13 protein-coding genes are annotated in these 15,975 nt (G+C 63.8%); 12 read left to right on the forward strand and 1 reads right to left on the reverse strand.

Translation table 11 applies throughout. The features are described from left to right. Positions 1-64: 64 nt before the first annotated feature. The 12 genes from MGMSRV2_RS09305 (at position 65) to MGMSRV2_RS09360 (ending at position 15,493) form a co-directional block, all read left to right on the forward strand. Positions 65-2,035, forward strand: a complete 1,971-nt coding sequence (locus tag MGMSRV2_RS09305; protein WP_024080098.1) for an amylo-alpha-1,6-glucosidase — start codon at positions 65-67, stop codon at positions 2,033-2,035. A 226-nt stretch (positions 2,036-2,261) separates the two neighbouring features. Further along, a complete protein-coding gene (locus MGMSRV2_RS09310) occupies positions 2,262-3,680 on the forward strand; it encodes a methyl-accepting chemotaxis protein (RefSeq protein ID WP_024080099.1) in 1,419 nt (472 codons plus the stop codon). Positions 3,681-3,943: 263 nt separating this feature from the next. Further along, positions 3,944-6,523 carry a methyl-accepting chemotaxis protein gene (locus MGMSRV2_RS09315; protein ID WP_024080100.1) on the forward strand — a complete coding sequence of 860 codons (2,580 nt, stop codon included), beginning with the start codon at positions 3,944-3,946 and terminating at the stop codon, positions 6,521-6,523. A gap of 36 nt (positions 6,524-6,559) precedes the next feature. Next, positions 6,560-7,081: a GNAT family N-acetyltransferase gene (locus tag MGMSRV2_RS09320; RefSeq protein ID WP_024080101.1), complete on the forward strand. Its 522-nt coding sequence runs from the start codon at positions 6,560-6,562 to the stop codon at positions 7,079-7,081. A 115-nt stretch (positions 7,082-7,196) separates the two neighbouring features. Next, on the forward strand, positions 7,197-7,712 hold the full coding sequence (locus MGMSRV2_RS09325) for a hypothetical protein (protein WP_024080102.1): 516 nt from the start codon (positions 7,197-7,199) through the stop codon (positions 7,710-7,712). Between the two features lie 115 nt (positions 7,713-7,827). After that, positions 7,828-8,247: a hemerythrin domain-containing protein gene (locus MGMSRV2_RS09330; protein WP_024080103.1), complete on the forward strand. Its 420-nt coding sequence runs from the start codon at positions 7,828-7,830 to the stop codon at positions 8,245-8,247. Positions 8,248-8,290: 43 nt separating this feature from the next. Next, positions 8,291-9,499 carry a D-alanyl-D-alanine carboxypeptidase family protein gene (locus MGMSRV2_RS09335; protein ID WP_041633548.1) on the forward strand — a complete coding sequence of 403 codons (1,209 nt, stop codon included), beginning with the start codon at positions 8,291-8,293 and terminating at the stop codon, positions 9,497-9,499. Positions 9,500-9,584: 85 nt separating this feature from the next. Further along, positions 9,585-9,944 carry a hypothetical protein gene (locus tag MGMSRV2_RS21420; RefSeq protein ID WP_158497750.1) on the forward strand — a complete coding sequence of 120 codons (360 nt, stop codon included), beginning with the start codon at positions 9,585-9,587 and terminating at the stop codon, positions 9,942-9,944. An 85-nt stretch (positions 9,945-10,029) separates the two neighbouring features. Then, a complete protein-coding gene (locus MGMSRV2_RS09345) occupies positions 10,030-10,782 on the forward strand; it encodes a substrate-binding periplasmic protein (protein ID WP_242410750.1) in 753 nt (250 codons plus the stop codon). Then, positions 10,782-13,037, forward strand: a complete 2,256-nt coding sequence (locus MGMSRV2_RS09350) for a sensor histidine kinase (protein WP_024080107.1) — start codon at positions 10,782-10,784, stop codon at positions 13,035-13,037. The genes MGMSRV2_RS09345 and MGMSRV2_RS09350 overlap by 1 nt, the downstream gene beginning before the upstream one ends. 124 nt (positions 13,038-13,161) lie before the next feature. After that, the gene (locus MGMSRV2_RS09355) at positions 13,162-13,683 is read left to right on the forward strand and encodes a PAS domain-containing protein (protein ID WP_024080108.1); all 522 of its coding nucleotides are present in this window, start codon (positions 13,162-13,164) and stop codon (positions 13,681-13,683) included. A gap of 13 nt (positions 13,684-13,696) precedes the next feature. Continuing rightward, a complete protein-coding gene (locus tag MGMSRV2_RS09360) occupies positions 13,697-15,493 on the forward strand; it encodes a methyl-accepting chemotaxis protein (RefSeq protein WP_024080109.1) in 1,797 nt (598 codons plus the stop codon). Between the two features lie 78 nt (positions 15,494-15,571). Here the strand turns inward: MGMSRV2_RS09360 and MGMSRV2_RS09365 are convergent, their stop codons facing one another. Continuing rightward, the gene (locus MGMSRV2_RS09365) at positions 15,572-15,871 is read right to left on the reverse strand and encodes an STAS domain-containing protein (protein ID WP_024080110.1); all 300 of its coding nucleotides are present in this window, start codon (positions 15,869-15,871) and stop codon (positions 15,572-15,574) included. Between the last annotated feature and the right edge of the window lie 104 nt (positions 15,872-15,975).

Consider the following 15,975-nt stretch of genomic DNA (forward strand, 5'->3'; position numbering starts at 1 on the left):
CCAGCTTGCCGTGATGCCAAGCAAGCCACACCATGGCCGCAGGTCAACCGACAAGGTCGCGTCCATGATCCCCACCCGCATCATCCACCCCAGCAGCGAACCGGCCCAGGCGCCGCGGGAATGGCTGATCGCCAACGGCCTGGGCGGCTATGCCACCGGCACCATGACCGGCCCACCCATCCGCCGTTATCACGGTTGGTTGGTGGCGGCGCTGCCGCCGCCCCTGGGCCGCACCATGCTGGTCAACCGCGTCGAAGACATCGTCCATCTGGGCGATGGCCGGCACTTCAGCCTGGGGACCGGGGCCGACACCGACGGCACCTTGTTGGAATTTCGACTGGAATGGGGGCTGCCGGTCTGGCTGTTCCAATGCGGCGATTGCCTGATCGAACGCCGGTTGGTGATGGAATATGGCCGCAATATCACCCATGCCCGCTGGCGGGTGCTGGCCGGCCATTGCCGCAGCCTGTCCATCCGCCCGTGGATGCAGGCGCGCCCGCACGGCCTGCCGGTGAACGCCGCCCCGGCCTGGGGTGAAACCGCGATCTACGGGGCGGAACTGGTGGCCTCCAGCCCCGATTACCCGCCGGTTCGGCTGATCCTCGACGGCCTGGACGGCGAAGCGGTGGCCGATACGCTGACCACCAGTCTGTTCTATGCCAATGAAGCCGAAGGCGGAGACCCCAGCCAGGGGCCGCTATGGTCGCCCGGCCATCTGCTGTGCGGCCTGGACCGCGACCACGGGGCGGAACTGACCTTGAGATGCGACGATACCGCCGCTGGGGGCTGCGACGATTCCCTCCCCGGCGACGCCTGGGCGACAGAGATCAGCCGTCGCCAAGCCCTGGTCACCCAAGCCCATCCCGCCTTGCACCACGGAGCGGCGGCGGAACTGGTGCTGGCCGCCGACAGCTTCGTCGTCACCCCCCGGCACCGTCTGGCCACTGCAGGCGCCCGCTCGATCATGGCCGGCTATCATTGGTTCGCCGATTGGGGCCGCGACACCATGATCGCCCTGGAAGGCCTGACCCTGCTGACCGGGCGCGCCGACGAAGCCAAGCTGATCCTGCAAGGCTTCGCCCAGCATGTGCGCGACGGCCTGATCCCCAACATGTTCCCCGATGGCCACGAAAGCGGCCTGTACAACACCGCCGACGCCACCTTGTGGTTCTTCCACGCCGTCGGGCGGGTGGTGGCGGCCACCCATGACCTGGACTTTCTGCGGGCCCAATTGCCGGTATTGACCGACATCGTCGGCCATCATCAGGCCGGCACCCGTTTCGGCATCGCCATGGACCCCGCCGATGGTCTGCTGCGCCAGGGCGAGGATGGGCTGCAACTGACCTGGATGGATGCCAAGGTGGAGGATTGGGTGGTGACGCCGCGCCGCGGCAAGGCGGTGGAAATCAACGCCCTGTGGTACAACGCCATCGCCCTGATGGCCGAGTGGCACGCGCTTCTGGGCCTTGACGCCAATCCATACCGCGCCCTCGCCGCCCGCATCCGTGCCGCCTTCAACCGTCGTTTCTGGGCCGAAAGCCTGGGCTATCTGTTCGATGTGGTCGACGGTCCCGCCGGCAACGATGGCAGCCTGCGGCCCAATCAGCTCTTTGCCATCTCATTGCCCCATGCGGTGCTCGACCCGGCCCGCTGGCCCATGGTGATGGCCGCCTTGCGCAACCACTTGCTGACCCCAGTGGGCATGCGCTCGCTTTCTCCCGACCATCCGGCCTACAAGCCGCACTTTTTCGGCGATCGCTGGGCCCGCGACGGCAGCTATCACCAAGGCACGGTATGGGCTTGGCTGATCGGTCCCTTCGCCGAGGCCTGGCTGAAGACCCATCCCGGCGATGCCGATCAGGTCAAGGCCGACCTGCACGCCATGCTGCCGCATCTCGACCAGTTCGGTATCGGCAGTATCGGCGAAGTCTTCGACGCCGAACCGCCACATCTGCCGCGCGGCTGCATCTCGCAAGCGTGGAGCGTAGCGGAATGGCTGCGCGCCTGGGCGCTTTGCCATGACCATAAGTATTAATAAAACCGTCTTTGGAAGCAATATCGGTGCGCAACATCCAGATTGATTTTAAGGTTATGGATGCGGCAAAGGCTTTTACACGTCCATTAGGTTCATACTGGCGATGGATTGGGCGTAATCCTGTGTAACGATTGACCGGGAAGCCTGCGTTTGTTTAACTGGCGGTAACACCAGAACGGACACAAGTCCACGGGGTCCAATAAGAATGCCTCAAGGGAGGGCACGGATGAATGTGCATGTGGGCGAAGTCCGTCCGGAATCCGATAAAGCGGATCATTTCGCCTCGGAAGTCCTGGAGAAAATTGAAAATCTAAGCCTTGAAGTTGCCGATATCGCCGGCACCATCGACGGCTTGGCCAAATTCGTCAAACACCAGGAAGAATTGTTCGGCCATCTGAAGGGCATCGCCCATACCATGGCCGAAGCCATTCGCCGTATCGACAGCGCCGGGCGTGAAACCCGCGACGTCACCAGTCAGGCTGGACGCCAATCAAGCGAGTCGCTGGAAACCATCGGCGCCGCCCTGGGCGATATCAATCGTCTGGTCGGCTCGGTCCAGGGCATCGAGGAGCGGCTGGAGGAACTGGAAGGCGCCCTGGGCGAAGTCTCGACCATGTCGCGCGATATCCAGAAGATCGCCCGCCAAACCAATCTGTTGGCTCTTAACGCCACGATCGAGGCGGCCCGCGCCGGCGAGGCCGGCAAGGGCTTTGCCGTGGTCGCCACCGAGGTCAAGACCCTGGCCCGACAGACCGCCGACGTCACCGACGGCATTGACCAGACGGTGGGCAAGCTGTCGGGATCGGTCACCGACCTGATCTCGTCATCCACCGACACCTTGCGCATGGCCGATTCGGTCAATTCCGGCGTCGGCGTCATCAACGAGGCGGTGTCGGTGTTCGGTCGCGCCATCGACACGGTGGAATCGAGAGTGGGCGACATTTCCGAAGCGGCCTCGACCTCGATGAGCCAGTGTTCCGACGTCATCACCGAGATCGACAAGTTCTTCGAGGGCATTTCCATGACCTCGGAAAGCTTGCGGCGCGCCGACGAACGCATCACCTCGCTGCTCAGCAATTCCGAGGAGTTGATCGGCTTCATCGCCGATTCCGGCTTCCGCACCGGCGACACTCCGTTCATCACCCTGGTGCAAGAGGTGGCCGGCAAGGTCGCCGCCTTGTTCACCCAGGCGGTGGAAAGCGGTCAGATCACCCTGGAAGCCCTGTTCGACGAGAATTACCAGGAAATCGGCGGCAGCAATCCGATCCAGCACATGACCAAGTTCGTCACCCTGACCGACAAGCTGCTGCCCCCCTTGCAGGAACCGGTATTGGATTTCGACCCGCGCGTCGCCTTTTGCGCCACCGTCGACCGCAACGGCTTTTTGCCCACCCACAACAACAAGTTCTCGCAAAAGCCCAGCCATGATCCGGTGTGGAACAATGCCAATTGCCGCAACCGGCGCATCTTCAACGACCGCACCGGTCTGCGCGCCGGGCGCAACACCCAGACCTTCCTGTTGCAGACCTATCGCCGCGACATGGGCGGCGGCAAGTTCGTGATGATGAAGGATGTCTCGGCCCCGGTGACGGTCAAGGGCCGCCATTGGGGCGGCGTGCGCATCGGCTATCGCATCACCAGCTGATACCAGTCGCCCACAGCCAAGGCGCGCAATGAAAGTTGCGCGCCTTTTTTGTTTTAAAAAACAACGATTGGATACAATGAAAATACAAATGGAAACACTGTTAACAATTTAAACAAAATCTATACTTATGACCAATATTACCGCAACGCACAAACATTGACTCCAACACAACCGACTTGCTCTACTTCGCCACAATAATGACGTGGGCATACACGCACTCAGACAATTTGCCTGCACTCAACGTGCGGCTTCTGGGAGGCAAAATGAGCAAGCGTTTTCTGTTGCGCCACACCATTCCGGCGGCGCTGGTGATGGCCTGCGCCGTCACCGCCCTGTGCCTGGGCAGCTTCGCCTATATCACCGCCGCCGACCGCCTGACCATGGCGGCGCAGGAAAGATTGTCGGCGCTGGCACAATCCCGCGCTGATGCCGTCGATACCTTGCTGGATGGATTGGTGGGTGATCTGGCGCTGACCGCCAACACCCGATCGCTGCGCGACGCGGTGATCGCGCTCAACAACGGCTGGCGGGTCGAGGCCGGCAACGGCGACGTCACCCAAAGCCTGCGCCGGCGCTATGTCGAGCAAAATCCCCACGGCCCCGGCAATCGCCACAAGCTGGAAAAGCCCGACAGCAACAGCCTCTACGACATGGCCCACCAGCGTCTGCAAGCCTGGCTGGACGATCTGCGCCAGCGCCGTCATCTGGCCGACGTGCTGATCCTGAGCCCCCAGGGCGACGTCATCTACAGCGTCGCCAAGGATGAGGATTTCGCCCGCCCGCTGACCGCCTCTGCCTTGCAATCATTGGTCACAGCCATCGCCGCCGATCCTCGGGGCGGACAGGTGCGCGCCCTTGACCACGGCGCGCACCTGGGCCAGCACCCCACCTTTCTGGCCGCGCCGGTACTCTTGTCGGCGGAGTCTCCGGTGGTCTTGGCGGTGCTGGCCTTCCGCCTGCGCCCCGATGCCCTGGACCACGTGGCCGGCAATCCGCAAGGTCTGGGGGAAACCGGCGATTCCTACGTCATCGGTGGCGATGGCACCGCCCGCAGCAAGCCACGTTTCGGCCACGCCAGCGATGACGACACGGTCATGCGGGCCAGCGCCGTCGCCGGCAGCGCCCTGGGGCTGAACTGGCGGCTGATGGCCGCCGCCAGCATGGCCGAGGTTCTGGCCCCGGTCCATGCCATGCGTAACCGCATGCTGGTGGCCGGCATCGGCGTCCTGACCCTGGTCAGCGCCATCGGCGTGCTGTTCGCCAAGGGCATCACCGGAGCCCTGGCAGCCATGAACGGCGCCATGCAACGCCTGGCCCGGGGGGATCGCCAATTGACCATCCCGGCCACCGAGCGCAGCGACGAGATCGGCACCATGGCCCAGGCGCTGGCGGTGTTCCGTCAGGCCTTGGCCCAAGCCGACGATCTGCGGCGCGAACAGGACCGCCAGAATCAATTGCGGGAATTGCGCAGCCGCGACATGGACAAGGCCATGCGCGACTTCGAGACCCAGGTGGGCGGCATCGTCGGCGCGGTGACCGCGGCGGCGGAAAAGCTGCAAGCCGATGCCCGCGCCATGTCGGGCAATGCCGAACTGACCCGGCGGCAAACCGAAACCGGCGACGCCGAGGCCAGCCGCACCTCGGGCAGCGTCAACACGGTGGCGGCGGCGGCGACCCAATTATCGGCCTCCATCGACGAGATCGACCGCCGCATGCGCGCCACCGGCCAGGTCACCGGCACCGCCATGGAACACGCCGCCCAGGCGGGCGAGGCCATGCGCAAGGTGGTCGCCAATTCCCGCGATATCGAAGGCGTGCTGCGCACCATCTCGATGATCGCCAACCAGACCAATCTGTTGGCGTTGAACGCCACCATCGAGGCGGCCCGCGCCGGTGAAGCCGGCAAGGGCTTCGCCGTGGTGGCGGAAGAGGTCAAGAACCTGGCCCACCAGACCGCCCAGGCGACCGAGGAAATCGCCGGTCAGATCACCGCCATGCGGATTGTCACCGACGGCGCCGCCCAAGCCATGGACGGCATTATCGGCGTGGTCGAGGATATCGGGCGGCTGTCGCGGGAAATGACCAGCGCCATCGAGGAACAGGGCAACGCCACCCGCGAAATCGCCCATGGGGCGGAACTGGCCGCCCAAGCCACCCAGGCGGTCAGCTCGATCATCGGCAGCGTCGGCCAAGCCACCCTTTCCACCCAGGGCACGGCCCAATCGGTGCTGGATTCGTCGCATCATCTGGCCCGTCAGGCCGATACTTTACGTGGCGAGATCGAATCCTTCCTCGCCCATGTGGCCGATACCGGTTTCAAATCCGACGACGAACCATTCATCACCAAGGCCCAGGCCACCGCCGCCGCCATCGCCCAAACCCTGGAAAGTGCAGTCCGGCGGGGCGATATGACCACGGACGATCTGTTCGATGAAAATTACCAGCCCGTGGAGGGCAGCAATCCGCCCCAACACCTGACCCGCTTCACCGCCCTGACCGACCGGCTGCTGCCGGAACTCCTGAACCCGGTCCTGGGTTTCGACCCGCGTGTGGTCTTTTGTGTCGCCGTCGACCGCAACGGCTATCTGCCCACCCACAACCCCGACTTCGCCCACCCGCAAGGCCCGGATGCCGAGTGGAACAACGCGCATAGCCGCAACCGCCGCATCTTCGACGACCAGACCGGCCTGGATGCCGCCCGCAACACCGAACCCTTCCTGCTGCAATCCTATCGCCGCGCCATGGGCGGCGGCCAATACGTGATGATGAAGGATGCCTCTGCCCCGATCATGGTGGGCGGGCGTCATTGGGGCGCCTTGCGCATCGGCTATCGCATCGGCTGATTCCGTCGGTCGGGGTGAAGTGCTAGGATGCGGGGCATGATCATCCGCGCCTCGACCCCCGCCGACATCGCCGCCGCCCAGGCCATTTATGCCCATCATGTGCTGACCGGCACCGCCAGTTTCGAACTTGCGCCGCCCTCGCTCGAGGAAATGGCCCGGCGCCGCTCGGCCCTGACCGACAAGGGCCTGCCCTGGCTGGTGGCGGAACAAGATGGCCGAATGCTGGGCTATGCCTATGCCGGTCCCTACCGCACCCGCCCGGCCTATGATTGGACGCTGGAGGATTCCATCTACATCCATCCCGATTCCCACGGCCAGGGCATCGGCAAGGCGCTGTTGACCAAGCTGATCGACGAGTGCACGGCCTTGGGCTATCGCCAGATGGTGGCGGTGATCGGCGATTCCGCCAATGCCGGCTCGGTCGGCCTGCACAGGAGTTGCGGCTTCCACCATGCCGGCATACTGAAGGCGGTGGGCTGGAAATTCGGGCGCTGGATCGACAGCGTGCTGATGCAACGATCCTTGGGCGACGGGGCCAGCCAGCCGATCACAGGCTGAAGTTCAGCCAGCCGATCAAAGGCTGAAGCCCAGCCATGCGCACAAGGGCATGGCGAAAGCCGGTCCCACTGCCTAGATTCATGGGTATCCATGGCAAATCCCATAGGAGGCCGCCATGTTCACCCGCATGCTGATGCTGGCCGTGTCCCTGCTGGCCCTGTCCGCCGCCTTGCCGGCCCAGGCCGCCGATTACGGCCCCAAACCCAATGTCGCCGTGGCCGCCAAGGGCGGCTGGTGGGATGCCGATGTCACCGGCTTCTCCGGCGCCCCCGCCTATGGGCTGGAACTGTCCGCCGATCATGTCTGGGGCGAAGTCCCCGTCGGCAAGCTGCGCCATATGCTGTCGTGGAACCACGCCGATGGCGACGGATTGGAATTGAACACCGCCGAGTGGAACCTGCACTGGATGTTTGAAACCAATTCCGGTGTATGGATCGGTGCCGGCCCCGGCCTGGGCTATGTCTGGGCCGACGGCAAGAATCTGGATGACGGCATCGGCGCCCAGTTCGGTGTTTCCGCTCATTACATCGAAGGTCACGCCCTGTTCGGGATCGAAAGCCGTTATCAATGGACCGAAGCCGACAGCGCCGACAACTGGCTGACCATGATTAAGGTCGGCTACGTTTTCTAAGTCCGATCATCAAGCTGCGGTATAAGGAAAAAAACCGCAGCTTGATCGTCGTCAAATACCATATCATTTTGCTTGGTTATTAAGGACGCATTGCACTGCAAGAAGGAAACACGCCATGCGCCCCACCGACACCTATCGCAAGCATCACCAGGAATTGCGAGCCATCGCCGACCGTATCGAGGCGGTTCTGGACGCCGCCGCCATCGCCCGCGATCCCACCGCCGCCGCCCTGGCGGTGCGGGAATTGTTCGGCAAATTCTCCATCCACCTCGCGCTTGAGGACAACAGCCTGTATCCGCGCTGCCTGCGTCACGATGACGACGGCTTGCGCCGGGTGGCCCAGCGTTTTCAGACCGAGATGGGCGATCTGGGCCAACGCTTCGACACCTACAAGCGCAGCTGGCCCGGCCCCCTGGCCATCACCCGCGACCCACCCCGTTTCGTCGCCGACACCATCGCCATGCTGCAACAGCTGAAGGCGCGGGTCGGGCGCGAGGAGAGCGAATTCTATGATCTGGTCGACAAGGTGGCGTGAAATCCTTGCATCGCGGGCGGTAGGGTGGTGTGATCCGCCCGCCATGCGCCACCTTGCCCTTGCCCTGCCCGTCCTGCTGCTGATTGCGGCCCCTGCCATCGCCGCAAGCCCGGGGCCGGCCAGCATCGTCGTCGATGCCGCCAGCGGCGCCGTGCTGGAGCAGGATCAGGCCGGCCAACCCCGCCACCCGGCCTCGCTGACCAAGATGATGACCCTGTACGTGGCCTTCCAGGCCCTGTCCGAGGGCAAAACCAGCCTGAATACACCCCTCACCGTTTCCGAACGTGCCGCCGGCCAGGGCGGGTCGGTGCTGGGGCTGAAGACCGGCAAGACCATCGCCTTGGCCGACGCGCTGAAATCGCTGGTGGTGCGCTCGGCCAACGATGCCGCAGTGGCCATCGCCGAGCACGTGGCCGGTACCGAGGATTCCTTTGCCCAGCGCATGACCGAACAGGCCCGCCGCCTGGGCATGACCGCCACCAGTTTCCGGAACGCCACCGGCCTGACCGCGCCCGGTCATCTGACCACGGCTCGGGACATGGCGGTGCTGGCCATGGCACTGAAGCGCGATTTTCCCCAGCATTGGCCGCTGTTCGCCACCACCTCCATGCGCTGGGGTAGCAGCCAGCTCCCCACCGTCAACGGCTTCGTCACCTCGTATCCAGGGGCCGAGGGGCTGAAGACCGGCTTCACCTGCCCCGCCGGCTACAATCTGGCCGCCGCCGCCAGCCGCAACGGTCGCAGCGCCATCGCCGTCATCATGGGTGCTGCCGCCAAGGAACAGCGTCTGGCCCTGACCACCAGCTTGCTCAACAAGGCTTTCGCCGCCCCGGCCCAGGGCAACCTGACGCAACTGATCAATCTCGGTCAGATCGCCCCCGATCTGTCGGCCCAGGTCTGCGCCGGCGGCATCATGCCCGGCGATGCCGCCGGGGCCACCCGCATGCCGCCCGGCTGGGCCATGGAAGTGGCTTTCGGACGCGATGAGAAGGACGTCCGCCGCAAATTGGCCCTGCGTCACAAAGAAGTGGCGCGTGCCTTGGGCGGCGGCAAGGCCGTGGTGGTGCTGAAGCCGTTCGACGGCGGCCTGCGCTATCGCGGCATCATCGCCGGCCTGAGCGAAGCCAAGGTGGTGCCGGTGTGCCTGAAATTGCGTCAGACCGATGAAAACAACTGCCTGGTTCTCCCCCCGGCGGCCGTGGAAGGGGCAGTGGAGGCGGAACGGCGCTGGCGTATGTTCTCGGCCCGCTGATCCACTTCACCATTGCCGTTTGGACGGCGGAAAGCGCATAATGGACGCGTCAACAAACTCCACCCGTCGGCAGAAGGCTAGGCACGTGGACAGGCGTTATCACAACCCACTGGAAACACTCAGTCACCGCCTGCACGTCATGGGCAACGTGCTGGGTTTTTTGTGTTGCGCCTGGATCGCCGTGGTCGGCACCACCTTGATGTCCGAGATCAACGCCGACAGCGTCGGCAACCACCGCTCCCCCGCCATGGTCGAGCGGATGAAGGAATGCGACGGCCCCTTCGCCCAGCGTTTCGCCTGCACCGACGACATCTTGCTGCGCGGCGAACGCGGCGGCGCCTCGGAAGTTTTCCTGCGCCTGCTGGCCACCTTGATGCTGCCCGCAACCGCCTGGTCCATGTGGCGCGCCGTGGTGGAAAAAACCGACCGCCTGTGCCGCCACTGAACCAGGCCCGATTATTCCATTGACCCGGTCGCCAAGCTGGTTTTCTCTGATCCAGCTTATGCAGCCGGCGGATTTTTACGTGACCATGCGCGCCCTGATGCTTTTGTGTCTGATCCTGGGCCTTGCCGCATCGCCGGCACGGGCCCAGGATGTTGCCGTCGGCATCACCACCACCGCCCAGCCTTTCGTCATCACCGACCCCAGCGGTCGGCTGGATGGCTTCAACGTCGAACTGGCCCGCCTGTTGTGCGCCCGCATGGGCCGCACCTGCTCGTTGGAGCCCACCACCTTTCCCCAATTGCTGAGCCGGATCGAGGAAGGCACCTTCCAGATGGGGTTCGGCAACACCCTGAAAACGCCGGAACGGGAAAAGAAGATGCTGTTTTCCGCCCCCATCTGGCGGTCAACCAGCAGCTTCGTCACCGCCACCACCCGGCCGGCCATCGATCCCACCCAGGCACGGGGGCAATTGCGGACCTGCGTGGTGCGCAAAAGCATGCAGGAAGCCTTTCTCGCCGCCCAGCCCGGCCCCGACGAAAACATCGTCGCCATCAGCACCTATCGCGAACTCTTCGACGGCCTGACCGGCGGCGCCTGTGACGCCGCCTTGCTGCCCACCGTCAATGTGCTGGACTTCCTCAACCGCGAGCAGGGGCGCGGTTATGACTATTCCGGCCCGCCGGTCGATGATTCCCGATTGTCGGGCAGTGTGCACATCGTCGTCAGCAAAAGCCGTCCCGACCTGTTGACCGCGCTTGATGCGGCCATCAGCGCCATCAAACTGGACGGCAGCTACCGCATCCTGATGGCCCGGCACTTTCCCTTCGACATCAACTGATGCAGACCACCCCGTCCGATCGCCTACCGTCGCTGCGCCGCCGGCTTGCCGCCATCGGCATCGCCTTGGCCGTGGCCGTGCTGGCGGTTCTGGGGGCCATGCTGGTCTCGGGCTCGACCACCCATCGGGTGGTCGAGGACAGCCGCATCCACACCGTGCCGCGCATCCTGGAACGCCAGCGCGCCACCGCCAACCTGGAGCGCCTGATCCGCTTCGGCTGGATCACCGCCACCGCCACCTCCGCCCATGACTGGCGACAGGCTTCGGTGACCGCCCAGGCCTTGGCCTATCACCCGTCGCTTTCCTTCGACGACGAGGTCCGGCGCCAGGTGATGACCGTGCACGCAATCATCCGCCAAGTGGTGGGCAAGCGCGAACGGGCCTTGACCTTACGCACGGCCACCCACGGCGGCGGCAGTGCCGAAGCGCAGGAGCAGGACCGCGAGGCGCGTGAATTATGGATGCCGCAGGAAGCCATCCTGGTCAGCCTGCAAGGCAAACTGGCCGATGACGGCGTCAGGCTGATGGTGGAACGCTTCGACCGCGTCGCCGAGATCGCCGACCTGACCCGGCAATTGGCCATCGGCGCCGCCGTGCTGATCCTGCTGATCCTGGCGGCCGCGACCCTGATCGTCTGGCGCAATCTGTTGCTGCCGGTGTTGCAGGTGGCGCAAACCATGCGCGGCACCTTGGACGGCGGCGCCCAGGAACGATCGCTGCCCAGCCCAGCCACCGCCGAAATGGCGGTGATGCAAAACGCCGCCGTGCAACTGCGCGAGGCGCTGCATCGGGCCGCCTTGCGAGAAACGGCGTTGAAGGCCAGCGAGCAGCGCCTGAGCTCGATCTTCGCCACCTCCGAGGCCGCCATCGTGTTGAGCGATGCCCAAGGCCAGGTGATGCAGGCCAACGATTCCTTTTTGCGCCTGATCGACCACGACAAGGCCTTGGACCTCAGCTTGGATCACCTGACCCACGGCGACGATGCCGCGCGCGAGGCGCCATTGTTGCGGGCCATGCTGAATGGTGAAACCGACCGTTATCGTCTGGACAAGCGCCTGCGCCGTCACGACGGCTCGTGCGTGTGGGTCGACGCCTCGGTCCGTGCCATCCGCGACGGCGACGCGCCGCCACACCAGTTCGTCACCGTCGCCATCGACATCTCCGAACGTATGCGGGCCGAGCAGGAACTGCATTTCATCCGCGCCCTGGTCGACCAAAGCGCCGACCCCATCTATTGCCTCGACCCCTTGGATGGCGGGCGCATGGTCTGGGCCAATGCCGCCACCTGCCGCCATTTCGGCACCAGCCAAAAACACCTGCTGACCATGCGCATACCCGATTGGGATCCGAATATCGACGCCCCTGCGGTCGAAGCCATGTGGCAGAACCCGGAACCGCTCAGCACCCGGGTGTTCGAAACCACCCACCGGGTGGCCGGCGGCGATATCATCCCGGTGGAAGTCTCCGCCACCTGGCTGGAACATGACGGCAGGCCCTATGTGGCAGGCTATATCCGAGACATCCGCGATCGCAACCGCATGCTGATGGCCGTGCGCCGATCGAACGAGGATTTGCAGCAATTCGCCTATGTGGCATCGCACGATTTGCAGGAACCGTTGCGCATGGTCGCCAGCTTCCTGCAATTGCTGGAGCGCCGCTATGCCGACCGCCTGGACACGGCGGGACGCGAATACATCCAGTTCGCCGTCGATGGCGCCGTGCGCATGAAGCAACTGATCGAGGACTTGCTGGCCTATTCCCGCATCGATTCACGCGGGCTGCAGCCGCAGCCGGTGGACTTGGCCGTCATTGCCCAGGCCGCTTGCGACAATCTGGTTTCAGCCATCGCCGAAAACGGCGGACGGGTCAGTTTGTCGGACGGCTTGCCCATGGTCATGGGCGACCAGCCGCAATTGATCCGCCTGCTGCAAAACCTGATCGGCAATGCCCTGAAGTATCGCGCCCCCGACCGTTTCCCCGACATTACCGTGTCGGCACAACCTCACGGCGACACCTGGATCATCGCCGTCAGCGACAACGGCATCGGCATTGCGCCCCAATACCACGACCGCATCTTCATGATCTTCCAACGCCTGCACGGCATTGCCGCCTATGAAGGCACCGGCATCGGCCTGGCTATTTGCAAGCGAATTGTCGAGCGTCACGGTGGGGAAATATGGGTCGAATCACAAGAAAACACCGGATCGACCTTCAAGTTTACCCTGCACGCTGCAGATACCGCCGCACATGAATAGTTTACGCTTGCATTTGCAAGCTGTTTACAACATCGCATTCATTGTTATGGCGTAAGATGATGACAGCCCGATGCGGCGGCGGTATGTTTCGCCTCTGTCCGCCAAGACCTTCGGGGCATGACCAATGGATCGTACCGTTACCGGCATCGAGCGCACTTTCCAGACTGACGAGATCATCGTCAGCAAGACCGACACCACTGGTCGCATCACTTACGCGAATGATGTGTTCATCGGCATCAGCGGCTACACCACGGCGGAGGTGCTGGGCCAGCCGCACAGCATGATCCGTCACCCCGACATGCCGCGTGCAGTGTTCAAGCTGCTGTGGGACCGCCTTGCCCTGGGTCACGAGGTGTTCGCCTATGTGGTCAACCGCTGCAAGAACGGCGACCATTATTGGGTTCTGGCCCACGTCACCCCCAACCTGGATTCCGACGGCAAGACCATTGGCTACCACTCGTGCCGCCGTGTGCCCAAGCGCAGCGCGGTGGAAACCATGAGCGGGCTCTATGCCAGCCTGCGTCAGGTGGAGGCCGAGAACGAGCGCAAGGCCGGACTGGAAAAGTCGTCCGCCATGCTGATGGAAGCGGTCACCAGCCTGGGATTCACCAGCTATGACCGCTTTGTCCTGAGCCTGGGCCGATAGGGAGACACCCGCCATGAGCGCCAAGAAGTCCATTCGCAAACAGGCCCAACTGGTCAGCGGCAGCTTTCTGGCCATCGTCGCCTTGCTGGCCGTGTTCAGCTTCGGCGGCGTCATCCAAAGCCTGAACCAGGCCAGTGCCCAGGAAGAGGCGCTGAACCGTTTTCATACCCAGGTGGCCCCCTTGGCCCTGAGCGCCCGTCAATTGCAGATGGAAGTGATCCAGGTTCAGCAATATTTCAGCGACGTCTCGGCCACACGCGGCGAAAATGGCCTGGATGACGGCTTCAACAATGCCGCAAAACGCCGCGACATGTTCCTGAAGACCCAGCAGCAGACCCGCGCCCTGGCCGAGGGTCTGAACAGCGCCGAGGCCCTGAAGGATCTGGACAACGTCGCCGCCGCCTTTCCGCCCTATTACGATACCGGGCTTAAGATGGCCAAAGCCTATGTGAGTGAAGGCACCAGCGCCGGCAACCGTCATATGGAGGAATTCGACCAGAAGGCCGCCAACATGACCCAGTCGCTGGAAAACCTGATGGCGGTGTCCGAGCGGCTGATGGCCGCCGACCGCGCCGACGCGGCGGCGGCGGCGGCGGCCAGCCGCTCCACCGCCTGGGTGGTCAGTGCCGTTTTGCTGGTCGTCGCCGCCCTCGGCTTGGCCTTGGCCCTGTTCATGGGCAGCCACATCAAAAAAGTGGCCCAAGTGCTGCAGGGCGCCGGTGAAGTGATGAACCGGGCCGCCCGTGGCGATCTGAACGCCCGAATCATCCGCATCGAACGCGACGACGAAATCGGCATGTTGCTGGTCTCGGTCAACCGGGTGCTCGACCTGACCGAAACCTTCGCCAAGGAAATCGGCGCCGCCATGGCCGCCGCCCAGCGCAAGGAATATTTCCGCTATATCCCCGAGGAGGGCCTGCGCGGCGACTTCCTGCGCTTCGTCCGCGCCATCAACACCATCTTGGCCTCCATGGAAAGCCGCGACGCCAAGACCATCGAATTCGAGACGACCGTCAAAGGCATGGTCGATGAAGTCGCCGCCTCGACCAAGGGTATCAGCGGCACCGCCAACATGATGGCCCATCGCTCGGAAGCCACCGGCGGGCGCTCGCTCGACGTGGGTGAAGCCGCCCAGGCGACCACGGCACGAGCCGAAGTGGTGTCGGAAGCCACCCGCCAATTGGTCGCCTCCATCAACGAAATCGCCAGCCAGGCCACCCAATCCAGCTTGGTCGCCCGCCGCGCCACCGAACAGATCAGCGCCACCTCGGCCCGTATGGACGCCCTGGCCCAGGCCATTTCCCAGATCGGCCAGGTGGTCGGACTGATCAACACCATCGCCGGACAAACCAATCTGCTGGCGCTGAACGCCACCATCGAAGCGGCCCGAGCCGGCGAAGCCGGTCGCGGCTTCGCCGTGGTCGCCAACGAAGTGAAGAACCTGGCCAACCAGACCGCCACCGCCACCGGCACCATTACCGGCCAGGTCGAAGCGGTACAATCGGCCGCGCGTGAAGCCATCGACGCCATCGCCGACATCGTCCACACCATCGAAAGCATCGAAGGCATTTCCGCCGCCATCGCCGGTGCCGTGCAGCAGCAGGAAGCCTCGACCCAGGAAATCTCCCGCAATATCGAAGGGGTGGTGCAGGAAGCCGATCACGTGTCGACCAGCGTGTCGCAATTGTCGCAATCCTCGGCCCATTCCTGCGCCGGCACCGTGCGCGTCATCTGGAGCGCCCGCAAACTGGCCAGCGTGGTCAATTCCATGCACGATCAGGTGACCCGCTACATCCAGTCGGTGAGCTGAACAAAAAGCCCCGCCGAACAAACGGCGGGGCTTCAGGCCATTCAATCACGGGCTGCCTCTGGGCGGCCCGTCGGCATTTCAGCGTTCGATCTGGAACATCTTGGCGGCGTCGGTCAGGTCCAGCAGCCGGGCAACATAGCCCTGGGGATTACGCAAGACAACCGGAACACCGGAAAGATCTTCGCTAGCGATATACAGCAACCCCAAACCGACAGAATCAATAGTGGAAAGACCAGTCAAATCGAACACCAACTTGGAAGGCGGATTTGACTTCAGCGTATCCAGCAACTTTTCAAAGGTATCATTGGCGGAGAAATCCAGCTGGCCTTCCAAAGTGACCAAAGCGGTGCTTCCGTCATTCTGAACCTTGTATTCCATTACTATCACCCTTGTGAGCGCGACCTTGATGGCGACGCCATTCTGGCCTATGCTTTCGGACTATGGGCGGGGATGGTGACAGGACCGCCCGCCCCGAACAAGCA

Source organism: Magnetospirillum gryphiswaldense MSR-1 v2 (genome assembly GCF_000513295.1).
In the GTDB taxonomy this organism is placed as follows: domain Bacteria; phylum Pseudomonadota; class Alphaproteobacteria; order Rhodospirillales; family Magnetospirillaceae; genus Magnetospirillum; species Magnetospirillum gryphiswaldense.

Excerpts from the sequence above, each read along its gene's own strand:
- MGMSRV2_RS09360 (WP_024080109.1), top strand. The coding sequence starts at position 13,697 with ATGAGCGCCAAGAAGTCCATTCGCAAACAGGCCCAACTGGTCAGCGGC.
- MGMSRV2_RS09330 (WP_024080103.1), top strand. The coding sequence starts at position 7,828 with ATGCGCCCCACCGACACCTATCGCAAGCATCACCAGGAATTGCGAGCC.
- MGMSRV2_RS09365 (WP_024080110.1), bottom strand. The coding sequence starts at position 15,871 with ATGGAATACAAGGTTCAGAATGACGGAAGCACCGCTTTGGTCACTTTG.
- MGMSRV2_RS09335 (WP_041633548.1), top strand. The coding sequence starts at position 8,291 with ATGCGCCACCTTGCCCTTGCCCTGCCCGTCCTGCTGCTGATTGCGGCC.
- MGMSRV2_RS09305 (WP_024080098.1), top strand. The coding sequence starts at position 65 with ATGATCCCCACCCGCATCATCCACCCCAGCAGCGAACCGGCCCAGGCG.
- MGMSRV2_RS09315 (WP_024080100.1), top strand. The coding sequence starts at position 3,944 with ATGAGCAAGCGTTTTCTGTTGCGCCACACCATTCCGGCGGCGCTGGTG.
- MGMSRV2_RS09310 (WP_024080099.1), top strand. The coding sequence starts at position 2,262 with ATGAATGTGCATGTGGGCGAAGTCCGTCCGGAATCCGATAAAGCGGAT.
- MGMSRV2_RS09355 (WP_024080108.1), top strand. The coding sequence starts at position 13,162 with ATGGATCGTACCGTTACCGGCATCGAGCGCACTTTCCAGACTGACGAG.
- MGMSRV2_RS09320 (WP_024080101.1), top strand. The coding sequence starts at position 6,560 with ATGATCATCCGCGCCTCGACCCCCGCCGACATCGCCGCCGCCCAGGCC.
- MGMSRV2_RS09345 (WP_242410750.1), top strand. The coding sequence starts at position 10,030 with ATGCGCGCCCTGATGCTTTTGTGTCTGATCCTGGGCCTTGCCGCATCG.
- MGMSRV2_RS09325 (WP_024080102.1), top strand. The coding sequence starts at position 7,197 with ATGTTCACCCGCATGCTGATGCTGGCCGTGTCCCTGCTGGCCCTGTCC.
- MGMSRV2_RS09350 (WP_024080107.1), top strand. The coding sequence starts at position 10,782 with ATGCAGACCACCCCGTCCGATCGCCTACCGTCGCTGCGCCGCCGGCTT.